This is a genomic window from Pseudarthrobacter sp. B907, assembly GCF_040137805.1.
GTDB lineage: Bacteria > Actinomycetota > Actinomycetes > Actinomycetales > Micrococcaceae > Arthrobacter.
The window spans coordinates 21,960-39,673 of record NZ_JBEEQE010000019.1 but is presented as its reverse complement, the minus strand read 5'-3'; the positions used below and the strand labels follow the sequence as shown (position 1 = coordinate 39,673).

Annotated in this window: 16 protein-coding genes; 6 read left to right on the top strand and 10 right to left on the bottom strand. The window is 67.9% G+C overall.

The window, feature by feature from the left end; translation table 11 throughout:
• The first annotated feature begins 51 nt into the window (after window positions 1-51).
• Both qcrA and qcrB read left to right on the top strand, forming a co-directional pair.
• A complete protein-coding gene (gene qcrA / locus ABLI39_RS14990) occupies window positions 52-1,122 on the top strand; it encodes a cytochrome bc1 complex Rieske iron-sulfur subunit (protein WP_349414254.1) in 1,071 nt (356 codons plus the stop codon).
• A complete protein-coding gene (qcrB, locus tag ABLI39_RS14985; RefSeq protein WP_349414253.1) occupies window positions 1,100-2,779 on the top strand; it encodes a cytochrome bc1 complex cytochrome b subunit in 1,680 nt (559 codons plus the stop codon). The genes qcrA and qcrB overlap by 23 nt, the downstream gene beginning before the upstream one ends.
• Window positions 2,780-2,924: 145 nt before the next feature.
• Here qcrB and ABLI39_RS14980 read toward each other — a convergent pair whose 3' ends face one another.
• Window positions 2,925-3,692, bottom strand: a complete 768-nt coding sequence (locus ABLI39_RS14980) for a GntR family transcriptional regulator (RefSeq protein ID WP_349414299.1) — start codon at window positions 3,690-3,692, stop codon at window positions 2,925-2,927.
• A 158-nt stretch (window positions 3,693-3,850) separates the two neighbouring features.
• Between ABLI39_RS14980 and ABLI39_RS14975 the strand changes: the two genes are divergently transcribed.
• Window positions 3,851-4,141: an HPr family phosphocarrier protein gene (locus ABLI39_RS14975; RefSeq protein ID WP_349414252.1), complete on the top strand. Its 291-nt coding sequence runs from the start codon at window positions 3,851-3,853 to the stop codon at window positions 4,139-4,141.
• Window positions 4,142-4,229: 88 nt separating this feature from the next.
• Here the strand turns inward: ABLI39_RS14975 and ABLI39_RS14970 are convergent, their stop codons facing one another.
• From ABLI39_RS14970 to ABLI39_RS14950, 5 genes are all read right to left on the bottom strand, one after another.
• Window positions 4,230-4,631 (bottom strand): cytochrome c oxidase subunit 4, encoded by a 402-nt coding sequence (locus tag ABLI39_RS14970; RefSeq protein ID WP_349414251.1) that lies wholly within the window; start codon window positions 4,629-4,631, stop codon window positions 4,230-4,232.
• Window positions 4,628-6,352 carry an aa3-type cytochrome oxidase subunit I gene (ctaD, locus tag ABLI39_RS14965; RefSeq protein WP_349414250.1) on the bottom strand — a complete coding sequence of 575 codons (1,725 nt, stop codon included), beginning with the start codon at window positions 6,350-6,352 and terminating at the stop codon, window positions 4,628-4,630. Before ctaD ends, ABLI39_RS14970 begins: the two co-directional genes overlap by 4 nt.
• Window positions 6,353-6,364: 12 nt before the next feature.
• A complete protein-coding gene (ctaC, locus tag ABLI39_RS14960; RefSeq protein WP_349414249.1) occupies window positions 6,365-7,237 on the bottom strand; it encodes an aa3-type cytochrome oxidase subunit II in 873 nt (290 codons plus the stop codon).
• 205 nt (window positions 7,238-7,442) lie between these two features.
• On the bottom strand, window positions 7,443-7,832 hold the full coding sequence (locus tag ABLI39_RS14955; protein ID WP_138769282.1) for a HesB/IscA family protein: 390 nt from the start codon (window positions 7,830-7,832) through the stop codon (window positions 7,443-7,445).
• A 197-nt stretch (window positions 7,833-8,029) separates the two neighbouring features.
• Window positions 8,030-9,454, bottom strand: a complete 1,425-nt coding sequence (locus tag ABLI39_RS14950; RefSeq protein WP_349414248.1) for a dipeptidase — start codon at window positions 9,452-9,454, stop codon at window positions 8,030-8,032.
• A gap of 95 nt (window positions 9,455-9,549) precedes the next feature.
• Here ABLI39_RS14950 and ABLI39_RS14945 point away from each other — a divergent pair, with 95 nt between their 5' ends.
• Window positions 9,550-10,149, top strand: coding sequence for a DUF3043 domain-containing protein (locus tag ABLI39_RS14945; protein ID WP_349414247.1), 600 nt, complete (start codon window positions 9,550-9,552; stop codon window positions 10,147-10,149).
• Window positions 10,150-10,255: 106 nt separating this feature from the next.
• Here the strand turns inward: ABLI39_RS14945 and ABLI39_RS14940 are convergent, their stop codons facing one another.
• On the bottom strand, window positions 10,256-11,329 hold the full coding sequence (locus ABLI39_RS14940) for a quinone-dependent dihydroorotate dehydrogenase (RefSeq protein WP_349414246.1): 1,074 nt from the start codon (window positions 11,327-11,329) through the stop codon (window positions 10,256-10,258).
• Window positions 11,330-11,443: 114 nt separating this feature from the next.
• Here ABLI39_RS14940 and ABLI39_RS14935 point away from each other — a divergent pair, with 114 nt between their 5' ends.
• Together ABLI39_RS14935 and ABLI39_RS14930 are read left to right on the top strand one after the other, a co-directional pair.
• Window positions 11,444-13,141, top strand: coding sequence for an FAD-binding dehydrogenase (locus tag ABLI39_RS14935; protein WP_349414245.1), 1,698 nt, complete (start codon window positions 11,444-11,446; stop codon window positions 13,139-13,141).
• Window positions 13,142-13,162: 21 nt separating this feature from the next.
• On the top strand, window positions 13,163-14,149 hold the full coding sequence (locus ABLI39_RS14930) for an alpha/beta hydrolase (RefSeq protein WP_349414244.1): 987 nt from the start codon (window positions 13,163-13,165) through the stop codon (window positions 14,147-14,149).
• A 6-nt stretch (window positions 14,150-14,155) separates the two neighbouring features.
• Here ABLI39_RS14930 and ABLI39_RS14925 read toward each other — a convergent pair whose 3' ends face one another.
• The 3 genes from ABLI39_RS14925 to leuA form a co-directional block, all read right to left on the bottom strand.
• The gene (locus ABLI39_RS14925; protein ID WP_349414243.1) at window positions 14,156-15,001 is read right to left on the bottom strand and encodes an isoprenyl transferase; all 846 of its coding nucleotides are present in this window, start codon (window positions 14,999-15,001) and stop codon (window positions 14,156-14,158) included.
• 2 nt (window positions 15,002-15,003) lie between these two features.
• Entirely contained in the window at window positions 15,004-15,759 is a 756-nt protein-coding gene (gene recO / locus ABLI39_RS14920) for a DNA repair protein RecO (protein WP_349414242.1), read from the bottom strand.
• 108 nt (window positions 15,760-15,867) lie between these two features.
• Complete coding sequence (gene leuA, locus ABLI39_RS14915; protein ID WP_349414241.1) at window positions 15,868-17,607, bottom strand: 2-isopropylmalate synthase; 1,740 nt, start codon at window positions 17,605-17,607, stop codon at window positions 15,868-15,870.
• Between the last annotated feature and the right edge of the window lie 107 nt (window positions 17,608-17,714).

Sequence of the window (17,714 nt, the reverse complement as noted above, 5' to 3'; positions counted from 1 at the left end):
ATTGAAAACTAACTCGGCATTGGCCGAGACGAGAGAAGGATGAGGCGAATTATGGGCAACCATAGTGACGGCAGTCCGAGCCACTCGGGCACCGTAGCTACGGCTGGTCAGAATGAGGTGGAGAAGTTCCAGGATCCTGGAATTCCCCCGCATCGTTTGCGCCTGGCTGACACGGACCCGAGGGCCGCCAAGCGAGCGGAACGGCAGGTGGCCATCCTGTTCGGCGCCTCGGTCGTTGGCACCCTGATATTCCTGGTGGCGTACTTCGCCATCGATCTTGGAGCTGACTCCTCGATCGCCACCATCCGGCTGCAGAACACCTTGCTGGGCATCGGCACCGCCTTTGCCATGCTCGGTATCGGCACCGGCATCGTGCACTGGGCCAAGGCCCTTATGCCGGACCACGAAGTGTCGGAAGAGCGCCACGCCATCCGCACCGAGGAGGACCGTCTGGCCGCCGTCCGGATCGTCGACGACATCGTCGAGGAGACCGGCATCAAGCGCCGCCCGCTGATCCGCAACACCCTGCTGGGCGCCGTCGCGCTGGCTCCGCTGCCGGCCCTGGCCGTCTTCGGTGACCTGGGTCCGCGTCCGGACAACAAACTGGCGCACACCATGTGGGCCCCGGTGGACGGCAAGACCAAGCGCCTTACCCGCGACCCGGATGGCACCCCCATCAAGGCCTCGGACGTCACCATCGGCTCGGCGTTCCACGTCATCCCGGAAGGCCTCAACGAGCTCCACGAGGGCAAGCTGAACGAAAAGGCGAAGTCCGTCGTCCTGCTGATGCGCCTCAACCCGGAATCCCTCAAGCCCTCCCCGGGCCGCGAGGACTGGAGCTACAACGGCATCGTTGCGTACTCCAAGATCTGCACCCACGTTGGTTGCCCTGTTGCCCTGTACGAGCAGCAGACCCACCACCTGCTCTGCCCGTGCCACCAGTCCACCTTCGACCTGACCCAGGAATGCAAGGTTATCTTTGGCCCGGCCAGCCGGCCGCTCCCGCAGCTGCCCATCGCCGTCGACGACGAGGGTTACCTCTACGCCACGAGCGACTTCAAAGAACCTGTCGGACCTAGCTACTGGGAGCGTGATGAGCATGAGCGCAACATCAACAGCTGACACCCCCACCTTTGTCGCCAAGACCAAGGGCGGCCGCATTACCGATTTTGTTGACCAGCGCGTGGGCGGTTCCGGAATGCTCCGGGAATTCGGCCGCAAGGTCTTCCCGGACCACTGGTCCTTTATGTTCGGCGAAGTCGCGCTGTACTCCTTCGTGATCCTGCTGCTCTCCGGCACGTTCCTGACCTTCTTCTTCGACCCGTCGATGGCGGAAACCCACTACCAGGGTTCTTACCTGCCGCTGAAGAACGTCGAGATGTCGGTTGCTTACAACTCCTCGCTGAACATCTCCTTCGATGTCCGCGGCGGACTGTTCATGCGCCAGGTCCACCACTGGTCGGCCCTGCTGTTCGTGGCCTCGGTGTCCGTGCACATGCTGCGCGTTTTCTTCACCGGCGCCTTCCGCAAGCCCCGCGAAATGAACTGGGTGGTGGGCAGCGTCCTGCTCATCCTGGCCATGGCCGCCGGCTTCACCGGCTACTCCCTCCCCGATGACCTGCTCTCCGGCAACGGCCTGCGCATCATCGACGGCGTGATCAAGTCCATCCCGGTGATCGGCACGTACATCTCGTTCTTCCTCTTCGGCGGAGAATTCCCCGGCACCGCCATCATCGGCCGCCTGTACATGCTCCACATCCTGCTGGTTCCCGCGCTGATCCTCCTGATGATCGCCGTACACCTCTTTATGGTCGTCGTGCACAAGCACACCCAGTACCCCGGCCCGGGACGCAACGACGGCAACGTCGTCGGCTACCCCCTCGGCCCGGTCTACGCGGCGAAGGCCGGCGGCTTCTTCTTCATCGTCTTCGGTGTCATCGCCCTGATGGCCGGTTTCTTCACGATCAACCCGATCTGGAACTACGGTCCGTACGACCCCTCCCCCGTCTCCGCCGGTACCCAGCCTGACTGGTACATCGGCTTTGTTGACGGCGCCCTGCGCCTGATGCCGGGCACCTTCGGTAACTGGCACGTCGAGCAGGTCTGGTTCGGCCACGTCTTCACCTTCAACGTGCTGCTGCCGGCCCTGGTCCCGGCGGGCATCCTGTTCACCGTAATGTTCACCTACCCGTGGATCGAACGCTGGATCACCAAGGACGACCGCGAGCACCACGTGCTGGACCGTCCCCGCAACGCGCCGACCCGTACGGCGATCGGCATGGCCGGCTTCGTCTGGTACTGCGTGATGTGGGCAGCAGCAGGTTCCGACCTCATCGCCACGCACTTCCACGTGGCCCTGAACGACGTCACCTACTGGCTGCGCGCACTGTTCTTCATCGGCCCGGTCATCGCGTTCATCGTCACGAAGCGCGTCGCCCTGGCACTGCAGCGCAAGGACCGCGAAATCGCCCTCCACGGCCGCGAAACCGGCCGCATCGTGCGCCTGCCGCACGGCGAGTTCATCGAGGTCCACGCGCCGCTGGATGAATACAAGCGCTACAAGCTGGTCGGCTTCGAATCCCCGTCGCCGCTCCCGGCCGAGCCCAACAGCCACGGCATCGTGGACCGCAAGGAAAAGCGCCGCGCGCTGCTCTCCAATTGGTTCTTCGAGGACCGGGTTGCCCCGGCAACCCCGGCCGAGCTCGCGGCGGCCCACGGCCACCACGGTGAGCACGAGGCTGTTGCCCCGGCTGCGGAGCAGAAGAGCCTCAGCCACTAGCCTCCGGCACTAGGCAACAGAAAGGCCCGGTCCAATCGGACCGGGCCTTTCTGCGTCCCCCCGGGCACCGGCAGACAGCAACGCGGGGTCACTCCGCGCCCATCCCGAGGGTCAACATGGGCGCGGAGTGACCCCGCGTTGCTGGTCAGGCGCGGTAGCCGGTGGCGTAGTTGCGGGTGGGGCGCACACCGGGCCGCTGCAGGGGCACCCAGAGCTTGTACCGGTCGGCCCGGTAGTAGGAGACGGAGTAGTCAACCATGGCCCTGGCGACGAAGGCGTGCCGCTGGATCTTCAGCAACGGCGAGCCCACCTCGACGTTGAGCAGCCGGGCCGTCGACGGTGACGCCGCCGTCGCCTCAATCATGTCCTCGCCCCACTCCATCACCAGCCCGTAGCGTTCGCTCAGCACGTTGTAGAGCGACGTCGGCGGCTCCCCGTCGAGCAGCCCCGGCACACGGTGCGCGGGGATGAAGTTCTCGTCGACGCTCATCGGCTCGTTGTCCGCCAGCAGGAGGCGCCGGAAGCGCACCAGCGGCGTCCCCTCCTCGAGCTGCAGCTCGCGGGCCAGGAAGGCGCTGGCGTTGATCTGTTCGAAGCTGAGCACCTTGGCGGCCGGGACCATGCCGCGGCGCTGCATCTCCTCGCTGTAGGAGGTGAGTTTGACCTGCAGGTCCAGTTTCGGTTTACGCACAAACGTGCCGAGGCCGACGACGCGTTCGATCACTTCCTCACCCACCAGGGCATCGATCGCCTGGCGCACCGTCATCCGGGCGAGGCCGAACCGCTCGGAGAGGTCCCGTTCGGAGGGAAGGGCGGAGCCCGGTGGGCAGGAGCTGGCAATGTGCGCGCGGAGGATCTCGCGGAGCTGGACGTAGATGGGGACGCCGCTGTGCCGGTCGATCTCGCCGGCCATCCGGGCCGCGTTAGAGCCCACGGCGGACCCTGCTGAAAACGTTCATACCTTAAGCCTAGGGTACTTTCCGGGCAGGTCTAGACCACTGCAGGACCCGGTTCGCAGGGGCCCTCTCCCCCGGCTACGCTGGACATGTTCCCCAGTTGAAGGAGTTTCCGTTGCCAGTACGCAAGGCGGTCGTCCAGGCCTCGATCGGATTGCACGCCCGCCCGGCGGCGGTCTTTGTCCGCGCCGTGACGCAGAGCGGCCTGCCGGTCACGATCAGCCGGGACGGACGGCCCGGCGTCGACGCCCGCTCGCTCCTCGAGGTCATGACGGAGGATTTCCCCTGCGGCTGCGAGGTAGAGCTGGCGGTCCGGGCCGAGGCCGTCCCGGCCGGGTCCAGCGTCGACGACGCCGAACGAATCCTAGCCGAGCTCTGCATCCTGCTGGAGTCCCAGGCACGCTGACCGGCGGCTTCAGGCCCTAACCCAACGCAAACGACGTCGGGCCCCACCACAAGGTGGGGCCCGACGTCGTTTGTATCAGCGGTAGCCGCTAGTGCGCGTGGTCACCGCGGCTGTATTCGTAAACCCAGCCGATCAGTGCGACGACGGCGAGGCCGCCGGCGATGAACGTGATCCAGAAGCCCACGGCCAGGCCGAGGAACCCGCCGGCGCAAGACAGGCCGAGGACCAGCGGCCACCAGCTCCAGGGGCTGAAGTGGCCCTGCTCGCCGGCGCCTTCGTGGATCTCAGCGTCGCTGCGGTCCTCCGGGCGCATGCCGACACGCTTGCCGGTGAAGCCCAGGTAGGCGCCGATCATGCCGGCAAGACCGCCCAGCAGCAGGACGCCGAGGATGCCGACCCATTCCGTCCAGCCGGTCAGGAAGCCGTAGATTACCGAGACCGGGATGAAGAAGAAGACGCCGAATCCAAAAATCCTTGATTCGATTTTCACAGGGCTTGATCCTTCTGGTCGGCGTTACCGAGCGCTGCCGCTGCCGGGGCAGGAGCGTCGACGGTGTATGACTGGGAGAGTTCCGGGTGGTGCAGGTCCAGGGCAGGACGCTCCGAGCGGATCCGCGGCAGCGAGGTGAAGTTGTGCCGCGGCGGCGGGCAGGACGTCGCCCATTCGAGCGACGCGCCGAAGCCCCAGGGGTCATCGACCGTAACCCGTTCGTTGCTGCGCCAGGTGATGTAGACGTTCCAGAAGAACGGGATCAGCGAGGCGCCCAGCAGGAAGGAGGCGTAGGTCGAGAACTGGTTCATCCAGGTGAAGTTGTCCTGCGGCATGTAGTCCGCGTAGCGGCGGGGCATGCCCTCGACGCCGAGCCAGTGCTGGATGAGGAAGGTGCCATGGAAGCCCAGGAAAAGCATCCAGAAGTGGATCTTGCCGAGGCGCTCGTTGAGCATCTTGCCGGTCCACTTCGGCCACCAGAAGTAGAAGCCGGCGAACATTGCGAACACCACGGTGCCGAAGACCACGTAGTGGAAGTGCGCCACCACGAAGTAGGAGTCGGAAACGTGGAAGTCCAGCGGCGGGGAGGCCAGGATGATGCCGGTCAGGCCGCCGAAGAGGAAGGTTGCCAGGAAACCGATGCTCCAGAGCATCGGGGTTTCGAAGGTGATGGAACCCCGCCACATGGTGCCGATCCAGTTGAAGAACTTCACGCCGGTGGGAACCGCGATCAGCATCGTCATGAAGGAGAAGAACGGCAGCAGGACCGAGCCGGTGACGTACATGTGGTGGGCCCACACGGTCACGGACAACGCCGCAATGGAGATCGTGGCGTAGACGAGGCCCTTGTAGCCGAAGATCGGTTTGCGGCTGAAGACCGGGAAGATCTCGGAGACGATGCCGAAGAACGGCAACGCGATGATGTACACCTCGGGGTGACCGAAGAACCAGAACAGGTGCTGCCAGAGGACGGCACCGCCGTTTTCCGGGTCGAAGATGTGGGCGCCGAAGCGGCGGTCCGCGCCGAGGGCGAAGAGCGCGGCGGCCAGCGGCGGGAAGGCCATGAGCACCAGGATGGCGGTGACCAGGGTGTTCCAGGTGAAGATCGGCATGCGCCACATCGTCATGCCGGGGGCGCGCATGCAGATGATGGTGGTGATGAAGTTGACCGCACCGAGGATGGTGCCGAAGCCGGAGAGCGCCAGGCCGAAGACCCAGAGGTCACCGCCCACACCGGGGCTGAAGGTCGTGTTGGACAGCGGCGCGTACGCGAACCAGCCGAACGACGCGGCACCCTGCGGGGTGATGAAGCCGGAGACGGCGATGGTGGAGCCGAACAGGAAGAACCAGAAGGCCAGCGCGTTAAGCCGCGGGAAGGCGACGTCGGGGGCGCCGATCTGCAGCGGCATGATGACGTTGGCGAAGCCGGCGAACAGCGGCGTCGCGAACATCAGGAGCATCACGGTGCCGTGCATGGTGAAGAGCTGGTTGTACTGCTCTTTGGTCTGCAGGATCTGCATGCCGGGCTCGAACAGTTCGGCGCGGATCAGCAGCGCCATCACGCCGCCGAAGCAGAAAAACACGAAGGACGCGATCAGGTACATGTACCCGATGGTCTTGTGGTCGGTGGAGGTAATCCAGTTGACGACGATGCGCCCCTTGGATTTCGGTACTACGGGAGCCTCAAGGATCCCTGAGGGCTGAGAGTAGGTCGTTGCCACTTCGCGCTCCCCTTACTTGTTCTCGGTCGGGGCCGGGTTGCGGTCGTACTCTTCGCCGAGCAGTCCGGTGTTGCCGTCCTGGCGGAGCTTGTCCAGGTGGGCCTTGAACTCCGAGTCGGAGACGACCTTCACACGGAACAGCATTTCGGAGTGGTACTCACCACAGAGTTCGGCGCACTTGCCGTCGTAGGTTCCCTCTTTGGTGGGGGTGAACCGGATGTAGTTGGTCTTGCCCGGGATCATGTCGCGCTTCTGCAGGAAGGCGGGAACCCAGAAGGAGTGGATGACGTCGCGGGCGTTGAGCTCGAGGTCAACCGACTTGTTGACCGGCAGGTACAGGGTGGGCAGCTTTTCCTTGTCCACCTCGTTGCCGGTGAGGTGCGCCTGGACGCCGGCCTCGTGGACGTCGCCGGTGACGACGTCGCCCTTCTTGTAGTTGAAGTCCCAGGCCCACTGCTTGCCGCGGACGTCTACGACGACGTCGGCCGGCTGGTCCCGGTTGTCGATGGCCTGCTGGTCGCGGTCGGTGAAGTAGAAGAACACCAGGACCATAAAGAGCGGGATCGTCAGGTAGAAGACCTCAAGCGGGAGGTTGAAGCTGTTCTGGCGGGGGAAACCCACGGTGCCCTTGCGACGCCGGTAAGCGACGATGCACCAGATCATCAAACCCCAGGTGATGATGCCGACGACCAGCGCGGCAATCCATGAGTTGACCCAGAGGTCCATGATGCGGTCAGTGTGGTTGGTGGTGCCACGCTCAGTGGGCAGCCACCCTTTCTGTACCTCTGGTGAACATCCAGTCAAAGCCAACGCGCCGGCTAGTGCCAAGCCAGTGATCGTAGTGATCTGTTTGCGTCGGCTGCCGGTTCGGTTCTGCGAACTCACAGACGGCCCTTCCTACTTGTTGCTGTCGCCCGGCCGCCGATGGCGTTCCGGGCACACTAAAAGTTTTACTACTCGGTGTAGAGCTTACCGCTCCCCGCGAGTTTTCGCCCACATGTCCGCACCGTGCGTCGGAGGCGTTTTGAGCGCTTCCGCCGACCGCTCCCCGGACGGCACTAAGGCCGGGCTCAATGCCCGGCCTTAGCCCTTAGTGGAAGGAGTCCCCGCAGGCGCAGGATCCGCCCGCATTCGGGTTGTCGATCGTGAAGCCCTGCTTCGAGATGGTGTCCTCGAAGTCGATGCTGGCGCCGCTCAGGTACGGCACGCTCATCTTGTCGACGACGACCTCGACGCCGTCGTAGTCGCGGACGGCGTCACCCTCGAGGAGCCGCTCGTCGAAGTAGAGCTGGTAGATCAGCCCGGAGCAACCGCCCGGCTGCACGGCAACACGGAGGCGAAGGTCGGTGCGGCCTTCCTGTTCCAGCAGGCTGCGGACCTTGCCGGCGGCGACGTCGGTCAGCTGGACCTCGTGGCTGGCCAGTTCCTGGTCCGCCTGGACGGTGGTGTCGGCGCTGTTTTCATTGGTTGTAGTGCTCATGGCCTACCTTCTTACGACGGTCGTGGCGGCTCCGCCTGCGCGGTGCCCGCCCCTACTTAAACGGTATGGGCTATAGCTACATGCTACGTCGATCAGACGTGTAGCTCTAACTCCTGACGTAACCCTCAGAGCCGGCCGGATGTTCCCCGGAAGCGCGGACCCGCGGGCCTGCCTGGACAGGACCTCAGGGCAGGACTTCAGGCCAGTCCCTCGGCGTTCAGCCGGGCCAGCAGGAGCGCCTCGGCAATGATCGCGTTGCGGAAGTCGTCCAGGTGCAGCGACTCGTTGGCGCTGTGCGCCCGCGAATCGGGATCCTCCACACCGGTGACCAGGATCTGCACGTCCGGGTACAGCTCGGTCAGGTCGGCGATGAACGGAATCGAGCCGCCGATCCCAGTCTCCACCGCGGGCACGCCCCAGGCCTCGCCGAGCGCCCACATCGCCATGCTGGCGGCGGTGGAGCTGGTGTCCGTGAGGAAGGCGTTGCCGCTCTCCCCCGGGGTGAACACCACCTCGGCGCCAAACGGCGCGTTCGCCTCAACGTGCCGCCGAACGGCCTCCATGGCTTCGGCCGGGTCCTGGCCCGGGGCGAGGCGCAGGCTGAATTTGGCGCGGGCGCGCGGCAGCAGGGTGTTGGAGGCGACGTCCACCGCGGGGGCATCAAAGCCGATGATGGACAGCGCCGGCTTGGTCCACATGCGCGAGGCGATCGAACCGGTGCCGGCGAGCTTGACGCCGTCGAGCACGGAGGCGTCGTTGCGGTACTCCTCCTCGGTGAGGTCGACGGCGACGTCGTCGCGGCTGACGAGGCCCTCGATCGCCACGCTGCCCTCGTCGTCGTGCAGGGTGGCAATCAGCCGCGCCAGCAGCGTGGGGGCGTCCAGGACGGGTCCACCGAACATGCCGGAGTGGACGGCGTGGTCCAGCACCTTGACCTCGATGGTGCCGTCCACCAGGCCGCGCAGGCTGGTGGTGAGCGCCGGGATGCCGACCTTCCAGTTAGAGGAATCGGCGACGACAATGACGTCGGATCGCAGCAGTTCCTGGTGGGTTTCCAGGAAGGCCCGGAAGGTGGGTGAGCCTGCTTCCTCCTCGCCTTCGAAGAAGAAGGTCACGCCGAGGCCGAGCTCGTCGCCGAGCACCCGGGTCACGGCGGAGTAGGCGGCGACGTGGGCCAGGATGCCGGCCTTGTCATCCGCGGCGCCGCGGCCGTAGAGGCGGCCGTCGCGTTCGACGGCGGTGAACGGCTCGGTCTCCCAGAGCGCCAGGTCGCCGGTGGGCTGCACGTCATGGTGGGCGTAGAGCAGGATGGTGGGCTTGCCGGCCGCGGCCGGGCGGCGGGCGACGACGGCCGGGCCGCCGGGGGTGCCGTCCTCCTTGTCGCAGCGCAGGATCCGGACGTCCTCGAAACCGCTGGCGCGGACGAGGTCGGCGACGGCCTCGGCGCTGGCGTTCAGCGGGGCGGGGTCGAAACTGGGCCAGGCGATGCCAGGGATCGCCACGAGCGCCTTCAACTGTTCGACGGTGGCGTCGAAGGATTCTGTGACGGCCTGGCGGAGGGCGGCGGCATCGATGGAGCCGCCGGCTGAGGGCTGCGGGATCCCCGCGGGTTCTGAAGTCATGGCCAAAACACTACCCGTGTCAGGCATCACGACAAACAGCGCCACGGGGCCGCGGACTGGGTCTGGCGCGGTGTTCGGCAGGGTATTCTGTAGGGGTGTTTGGACGTAGAAAAGAAGCGCCCGCGGCGCAGGACGTAGTTGACCAGCAGGTGGCCGAGGCAGCAGCCCGGGACGCCGCCATCGGCAAGGGCGCGCCCACGCCCAAGCGCAGCGCCCAGGTGGCCGCCCGCAAGCGGCCGCTGGTTCCGGAGGACCGCAAGGCCTCCCGCGCCGCCGAGCGCACCGCCGTCGCGGAGCAGCGCCTCAAAATGCGCCAGGCCATGGACACCGGCGACGAGAAGTTCCTGCCGCTGCGCGACAAGGGCCCGCAGAAGCGCTTCGCCCGCGACTACGTCGATGCACGTTTCAGTCTCGGCGAGTACCTGATGTTCGGCGCCCTCGTCTTTGTCATCATCTCCCTGCTGGTCCCGGCGAGCAGCGAACAGATGATCTATGTCCTCGGCGGTTTCTGGGTGATGTTCCTGGCCGTCTTCGTCGACGTCTTCATCCTGTCCCGCAAGCTCAAGAAGCGCCTCACGGAGAAGTTCGTCGACGTTGAGCGCGGCACCGTCTGGTACGGTTCCATGCGCTCCCTGCAGTTCCGCCGCCTGCGGCTGCCCAAGCCCCAGGTCAAGCGCGGCGACTTCCCCGCCTGATTCACGCCTCCAACACGACGAGCCCCCGGCAGCTGGACTGCCGGGGGCTCTTTCGTTGGCAGCGGCAAGGTGCCCCGGCTGAGTGGCGCGTGCGCCGCCGCGCGGCCTACCGCCGGGACGGGTGCTTGGCGAGCAGCCGGTTGAGCCGCGCCGCCCAGAACGGGCCCTCGTAGAGGAACGCGGTGTAGCCCTGCACCAGGGTGGCGCCGGCGTCGAGGCGCTGCTGGACGTCCTGCGCGGTCTCGACGCCGCCCACCGAGACGAGGGTGACGGCGCCGCCGGTTGCGGCCTTGAGCCGGGACAGCACCTCGAGGGAGCGCTGTTTCAGCGGCGCGCCGGAGAGTCCGCCGGCGCCGCACGCCTCGATCTGTTCCGGGCTGGAGACCAGCCCGGAACGTCCGATGGTGGTGTTGGTGGCGATGATGCCGTCCAGCTTAAGATCGAGCGCCAGCCGGGCGACGTCGTCGACGTCCTCGTCGCTGAGGTCCGGTGCGATCTTCACCAGCAGCGGCACGTGGCGGCCCGCGGCGGTGTCGGCGGCTTCCCCCACCGCGGTCAGCAGCGGCCGAAGGGTGTCAACGTCCTGCAGCAGGCGCAGCCCCGGGGTGTTCGGCGAGCTCACGTTGACCACCAGGTAGTCGGCGGCGGGGGCCAGGCTGCGGGCGCTGACCAGGTAGTCTGCCACCGCGTCCTCGAGCTCCACCACCTTGCTCTTGCCGATGTTGACGCCGATTACCGGGCGGACACCGGGGTAGCGGCGCTGCAGCGCGGCGCGGGCGGAGCGCAGCCGGGGTGCGACGGCGGCGGCGCCGTCGTTGTTGAACCCCATCCGGTTGATCACGGCCCGGTCCTCGATGAGGCGGAAAAGCCGCGGGGCCGGGTTGCCGGGCTGCGCTTGTCCCGTGATGGTGCCGACCTCGACGTGGCCGAAGCCCAGGTCGGTCAGCGCCTCGATGCCGTGGCCTTCCTTGTCAAAGCCCGCGGCCAGCCCGAACGGCGAGGGGAAGGTCAGGCCGAAAGCCTCGGTCCGCAGCGACGCCGCCGGGGCGGTGATCCGCTGCAACACCCGGCCGGCGCCGCAGCGGTTGGCCAGCCGGATGCCCCGGAAACCGATCTTGTGGGCGCGCTCGGCGTCCATCCAGGAGAAGGCGAGCCGGAAGAAGGTGGGATATACGCGCATGCCCCCTAGTTTTCCGGTTCCGGCCGCGCAAACCAAAATGCCGGCACCCGGGCCGGCCCAAACCCGCACCGGAAGCAGCCAAAACCTGGGCCCGCCGGGCGCTAGCATGAAGCCATGACCAGCGATGATGCAGTCCACAGCCACGGCCGGGCGCACTCCCCCGGGGCACCGATCAAAGCCGACGTGGTGGTGGTCGGCGCCGGGCTCGCCGGCTTGGTGGCCGCGGCCGAAGCCTATGGGGCGGGCCGGCGGGTAGCGGTCCTGGACCAGGAACCCGAGGCCTCGGCGGGCGGCCAGGCCCACTGGTCCTTTGGCGGCCTCTTCCTGGTCAACACCCCGGAGCAGCGGCGGCTGGGCGTCCGCGACAGCGCCGGGCTGGCCCTGGCCGACTGGCTCGCCTCCGCCGCCTTCGACCGGCCCGAGGACGCCCTGGCCCGGCAGTGGGCGGAGGCGTACGTGGACTTCGCGGCCGGCGAAAAGCGCGCCTGGCTCGCCTCCCTGGGCGTCGGGCTGTTCCCGCTGGTGCAGTGGGCCGAGCGCGGGGGCTACGGCCCGGACGGCCACGGCAACACCGTGCCGCGCTTCCACGTCGCCTGGGGCACCGGCCCGGCGCTGGTCGCGCCCTTCCTCGCCAAGCTCCGCGAGGGTGTGGCTGCCGGACGGGTCACCTTCCACTTCCGGCACCGCGCCACCGAACTGACGACGACGGCGGGCCGGCTCAGCGGGGTCCGCGGCGAGGTCCTGGCACCCAGCCCCGCCGCCCGTGGCGAACAGTCTTCCCGCACGGTCACCGGGGCCTTCGAGGCCGCCGCCGGCGCCGTCGTCGTCACCAGCGGCGGCATCGGCGGGAACCACGGCGCGGTCCGGCGGCAATGGCCCGGCGGCGGGGCGCCGGTGTCGATGCTCAGCGGTGTGCCGGCCTCGGTGGACGGCGACTTCCTGGCCGCCGTGGACCGCGCCGGTGGCCGGCTGATCAACGGCGACCGGATGTGGCACTACCCGGAAGGCATCCACAACCACTCCCCGGTCTGGCCGCAGCACGGCATTCGGATCCTGCCCGGCCCCTCCGCGCTCTGGCTCGACGCCACGGGCCGGATGCTCCCGGCACCGCTGTTCCCGGGCTTCGACTCGCTCGGCGCGCTCCGGCACATCCTCGGCACCGGGCACACCCATTCCTGGTTCGTGCTGAACAAGACCATCGCCATGAAAGAGTTCGCGCTCTCCGGCTCCGAACAGAACCCGGATCTGACCGGCAAGGACCTCCGGCTACTCGCCTCCCGCCTCAAACCGGCCGGCGACAGCCCGCTGCAGCGCTTCCTGGACCGGGGCGTGGACTTCCTGCAGGCCGGCAGCCCCGCGGAGCTGGCCGGGAAGATGAACACCCTCACCGGCGCCCCGCTCATCGATGCCGCGGAACTGGACCGGCTGATCAGGTCCCGGGACCGGCAGTTCACGAGCGGGCTGGGCAAGGACCCGCAGCTCGCGGCGATCCGCGCCGCCCGGCGCTTCACCACGGACAAGGTCATGCGGGTGGCGCCGCCGCACCGGATGCTCGATCCCCGGCACGGGCCGCTGCTGGCGGTCCGGCTCTCCGTCCTCACCCGCAAGAGCCTCGGCGGGATCCAGACGGATCTGCACTCGCGGGTCCTGGACGGCGCCGGCCGCCCGGTGGCCGGGCTCTACGCCGCCGGCGAGGCGGCCGGCTTTGGCGGCGGCGGCATCCACGGCTACCGCGCCCTGGAGGGCACCTTCCTGGGCGGGTGCCTGTTCTCCGGCCGAGCGGCGGGCCGCGCCGCGGCCGCCGCCCTCTAACGGGCAGACCGGGAGGATCAGATGGACTGGCAGAGGGACATCCTGGGCGAGGACTTCGCGGCGTGCCCCTTCCAGTCGGTGGGACCGGACGGGGTGGAGCGCACCGCCACGCTGATCCGGCACATCCCGGCCTCCGGGGCCGGCATCGCCCCGCGGCGGGCGGTGCTGTTCCTGCATGGCTGGAGCGACTACTTCTTCAATGAGGAACTCGCGGAGTTCTGGACCGGCCAGGGCTTCACGTTTTTCGCACTGGATATGCACAACCACGGCCGGAGCCTCCGGCCGGGCGCCCACGGCGGCTACGTCGCGGACCTGGCCGACTACGACGCCGAGATCACCGCGGCGATCGACATCATCGGCTCCCTCGCGCCCAAGGGCGCGGCTCCCCCGCCGGTGACCCTGATGGGGCACTCCACCGGCGGGCTGATCGCGGCGCTCTGGACGAGCCGGCACCCGGGCCGTGCGGCCCAACTGGTCCTCGACAGCCCCTGGCTCGAAATGCACGGCAGCCCTGCGGTGCGCCGCGCCGCCCGGACCATGGTGGAGCCGCTGGCCCGCTTCCGGCCCGAGTCCGTGATCCGGCTGCCCGAACGGGCATTCTACTGGCGCAGCATCAGCAGCGCCGCGGAGGGCGAATGGGTCCTGGATGACAACTACCGGCCGCCCCGGGCCTTTCCGGTGCGCGCCGGCTGGCTCAGCGCGGTGCTCGCCGGCCAGTCCCGGGTGGCCCGGGGGCTGAACATCGACGTGCCGATCCTGGTGCTGATCTCCGGCGCCAGCGCCAACGGCATGTTCTGGAAGGAGTCAATGCGGCGCACCGACGCGGTCCTGGACGTGAACACGATCGCCCTACGCGCCCTCAGCCTGGGCCGCACCGTGACCCTGGAACGGATCGACGGCGCCCTGCACGACGTGTTCCTCTCGGCGCCGCGGGTCCGGGCCGACGCCTATGCCCGGCTCGCCCGCTGGATCCGGGCCTACGTCACGGACGACGCCGCCGGCACCTAGGGCGGGTCAGGCGGGGCGCACCGGGGCGGCCGCGTCGACCGCGCCTCCGTAGCGGCGGTCCCGCTGGGCATAGATTTCGACGGCGTCCCAGAGGGTCCGCCGGTCCACGTCCGGCCACAGCGTGTCGAGGAAGACGAACTCGGCGTAAGCGGACTGCCAGAGCATGAAGTTGGAGAGGCGCTGCTCGCCGGAGCTGCGCAGGAACAGGTCGACGTCGGGCAGGTCGGGTTCGTCCAGGTACTTCTGGATGGTTCGTTCGGTGATGGCGCCGGGCTTGAGCCGGCCGGCGGCGACTTCCTCGGCGATCGCGGAGACGGCGTCGGCGATCTCTGCCCGTCCACCGTAATTAACACACATGTTCAGTGTGCAGGTGCTGTTGCCCCGGGTGTACACCTCGGCCTCCTCAAGTTCCCGGATCACCGAGCCCCAGAGCTTGGGCCGCCGCCCGGACCAGCGGATCCGCACGCCCCACTCGTCGAGCTGGTTCCGCTGACGACGCAGCACGTCTTTGTTAAATCCCATCAGGAAGCGCACCTCCTCGGGCGAGCGGCGCCAGTTCTCGGTGGAAAACGCGTAAACACTGACATGCTCGATGCCCAGTTCGATGGCCCCGGCCATCACGTCCAGCAAGGCCGGCTCCCCCGCCTTGTGGCCCTCGATCCGGGGCAGGCCGCGCTGGTTCGCCCAGCGGCCGTTGCCGTCCATCACGATCGCGACGTGCTTTGGAATAAACTCCGCGGGGATGGCGGGCGGCAGGGCACCGGAGGGGTGCGGGTAGGGGGCCACCACCTCGGCGGTGCGCCGGCGGACCGGATCCTTCTTCTTTCCTGGATTGCTCTTGCCGAGGGCCACGGTTATGTTCGCTCCACATGTTTGAGGGATTTCAGGACGCGTTCCAGATGCCACTGCAGGTAGCTTGCCACCAGGCCGGCGGCTTCCCGGCGGTGGACAGGCGCGGAGGCGTCCGCCGCCGTCCAGTTGCCGGTCAGCAGCGCCCCCAGCAGCAGTACCGTCTCCGAGGCAGGCGCGGGGGATCCCGGCGGCCGGCACTCCCCGCAGACCATGCCGCCGAGCGCGGCGGAAAAGGCGGTGTGCGGCCCCGGCGCGCCGCAGCGGGCGCAGTCGGTGAAGCTGGGTGCCCAGCCGCCGGTGGACAGGGCGCGGAGCAGGTAGGAATCCAGGATGAGCTCGGGGGCGTGGTCGCCGCGGCTCAGCGACGCCAGCGCGCCGACCAGCAGGTTGTATTGGGCGGTGCCGGCCTCGCCGTCGACGTCGGTGAGCTTCTCCGCCGTCTCGGTCATCGCGGCTGCCACGGTGTAGCGGCCGTAGTCGGCGGCGATGCTGGAGCCGTAAGCGCCCTTGGCGACGGCCTGCGTGACCACGTCCAGGGTACGCCCGGAGATCAGCTGCAGGTCCGCGACCATAAACGGTTCCAGCCTGGCGCCGAAGCGGCTGCTGGTCCGGCGGACACCCTTGGCGACGGCCCGGACCTGGCCGTGGTGCTTGGTCAGCAGGGTGATGATGCGGTCCGCTTCGCCGAGCTTGTGGGTGCGCAGCACAACGGCGTCGTCGCGGTACGCGCGCGCAGCAAAGGAGGAGGGTTGGGCCACAGTTAATCTTCGCACTGAGTTCGGGGAAACACTGCCATTGGAAATGCGGCCCTGCCGGGACGCCGCCCCGCGCCGCCGGAGCAACCGGCGGCACGGCGACTGCGGCTGCTAGGCGCGGGCGTCCCGGATGGCCCGGTTGACGGCGGAGATGACGGCCTTGAGCGAGGCCATGGAGGTGTTGGCGTCGATCCCGACTCCCCACAGCACCCGCTCCCCCACGGCGCATTCGACGTAGGCCGCGGCCTGGGCGCTGCCGCCTTCGGAGAGGGCGTGCTCGCTGTAGTCCAGCACGCGGACGTCCACGCCGTCCTCACGAAGGATGCTCAGCAGCGCCGCGATCGGGCCGTTGCCGGTCCCGGTGCGGCGCAGCGGCTTGCCGTCCACCTTGAGCGCGGCGGTCAGGGTCATGGTGCCGTCTTCGTCCGATTCGGTGCTGACCGCGCCGAGGGCGTAGCGGCCCCACTGGGTCTCGGCGGCGGCGGAGGGCAGGTACTCGTCCTGGAAGAGCTGCCACAGCTGGCCGCCGCTGACTTCGCCGCCCACCAGGTCAGTGCGGCGCTGGATCACGCCGGAGAACTCAATCTGCGCCCGGCGCGGCAGGTCCAGGTTGTGCTCGTTCTTGAGCAGGTAGGCCACGCCGCCCTTGCCGGACTGCGAGTTGACCCGGATCACGGCCTCGTAGCTGCGGCCGAGGTCCTTGGGGTCCACCGGCAGGTACGGGACCTGCCAGGCGTAGTCGGCCACGTCCTTGCCGGCGGCGGCCGCGTCCCGTTCCAGGGCTTCCAGGCCCTTTTTGATGGCGTCCTGGTGGGAGCCGGAGAACGCCGTGAAAACCAGGTCCCCGCCGTAGGGCGAGCGTTCCGCGACGGGCAGCTGGTTGCAGTATTCGACGGTGCGGCGGACGTCGTCGATGTCGGAGAAGTCGATCATCGGGTCGATGCCCTGGACGAACATGTTCAGGCCCAGGGTGACCAGGTCCACGTTGCCGGTCCGCTCCCCGTTGCCGAACAGGCAGCCCTCGATCCGGTCGGCCCCGGCCAGGTAGCCCAGCTCGGCGGCCGCAACGCCGGTCCCGCGGTCGTTGTGGGGGTGCAGGGAGAGGATGATGCCCTCGCGCGGGTGCAGGTGGCGGCTCATCCACTCGATGGAGTCGGCATAGACGTTGGGGGTGGCCATTTCGACTGTGGCCGGCAGGTTGATGATCACCTGGCGGTCGGCGGACGCCTCGAAGACGTCGGCAATCGCGTTGCAGACCCGCACGGCGTAGGCGAGTTCGGTGCCGGTGAAGGACTCCGGCGAGTACTCGTAGGTGATGTGGGTGTCCTCGAGGGTTTCCTCGTATTTCTTGCAGAGCCGGGCACCCTGCAGGGCGATGTCGAGGATGCCGTCCTCGTCCTGGTTGAACACGACCCGGCGCTGCAGGACCGACGTCGAGTTGTAGAGGTGCACAATGGCCTGCTTGGCGCCGACCAGAGATTCGTAGGTCCGCTCGATAAGGTGTTCGCGGGCCTGGGTCAGGACCTGGATGGTGACGTCGTCCGGGATGCGGTTGCCCTCGATGAGCTGGCGGACGAAGTCGAAGTCGGTCTGCGAGGCCGAGGGGAATCCGACCTCGATTTCCTTGTAGCCCATCCGGACCAGCAGCTCGAACATCTTCATCTTGCGGGCCGGGCTCATCGGGTCGATCAGGGCCTGGTTGCCGTCACGCAGGTCGACGGCGCACCAGCGCGGGGCCTTGGTGATGACCTTGTCCGGCCAGGTGCGGTCCGGCAGTTCGACGGTGATCAGGTCCTGGAACGGGACGTAGCGGTGGACCGGCATTCCTGAGGGCTGCTGTGCGTTTCGCATTACTATCGGGGCCTTTTCTGTGGTTCCTGGTGAAAGGGTGGCCGGGCAACACAAACTCCGCAGCGAGGTTTGGCCTTGCGCTAGATCGCGTCTGAGGCCTCGCCGCG

Excerpts from the sequence above, each read along its gene's own strand:
- qcrA (WP_349414254.1), top strand. The coding sequence starts at position 52 with ATGGGCAACCATAGTGACGGCAGTCCGAGCCACTCGGGCACCGTAGCT.
- qcrB (WP_349414253.1), top strand. The coding sequence starts at position 1,100 with ATGAGCGCAACATCAACAGCTGACACCCCCACCTTTGTCGCCAAGACC.
- ABLI39_RS14980 (WP_349414299.1), bottom strand. The coding sequence starts at position 3,692 with ATGGCCGGCGAGATCGACCGGCACAGCGGCGTCCCCATCTACGTCCAG.
- ABLI39_RS14955 (WP_138769282.1), bottom strand. The coding sequence starts at position 7,832 with ATGAGCACTACAACCAATGAAAACAGCGCCGACACCACCGTCCAGGCG.
- ABLI39_RS14950 (WP_349414248.1), bottom strand. The coding sequence starts at position 9,454 with ATGACTTCAGAACCCGCGGGGATCCCGCAGCCCTCAGCCGGCGGCTCC.
- ABLI39_RS14940 (WP_349414246.1), bottom strand. The coding sequence starts at position 11,329 with ATGCGCGTATATCCCACCTTCTTCCGGCTCGCCTTCTCCTGGATGGAC.
- ABLI39_RS14935 (WP_349414245.1), top strand. The coding sequence starts at position 11,444 with ATGACCAGCGATGATGCAGTCCACAGCCACGGCCGGGCGCACTCCCCC.
- ABLI39_RS14930 (WP_349414244.1), top strand. The coding sequence starts at position 13,163 with ATGGACTGGCAGAGGGACATCCTGGGCGAGGACTTCGCGGCGTGCCCC.
- leuA (WP_349414241.1), bottom strand. The coding sequence starts at position 17,607 with ATGCGAAACGCACAGCAGCCCTCAGGAATGCCGGTCCACCGCTACGTC.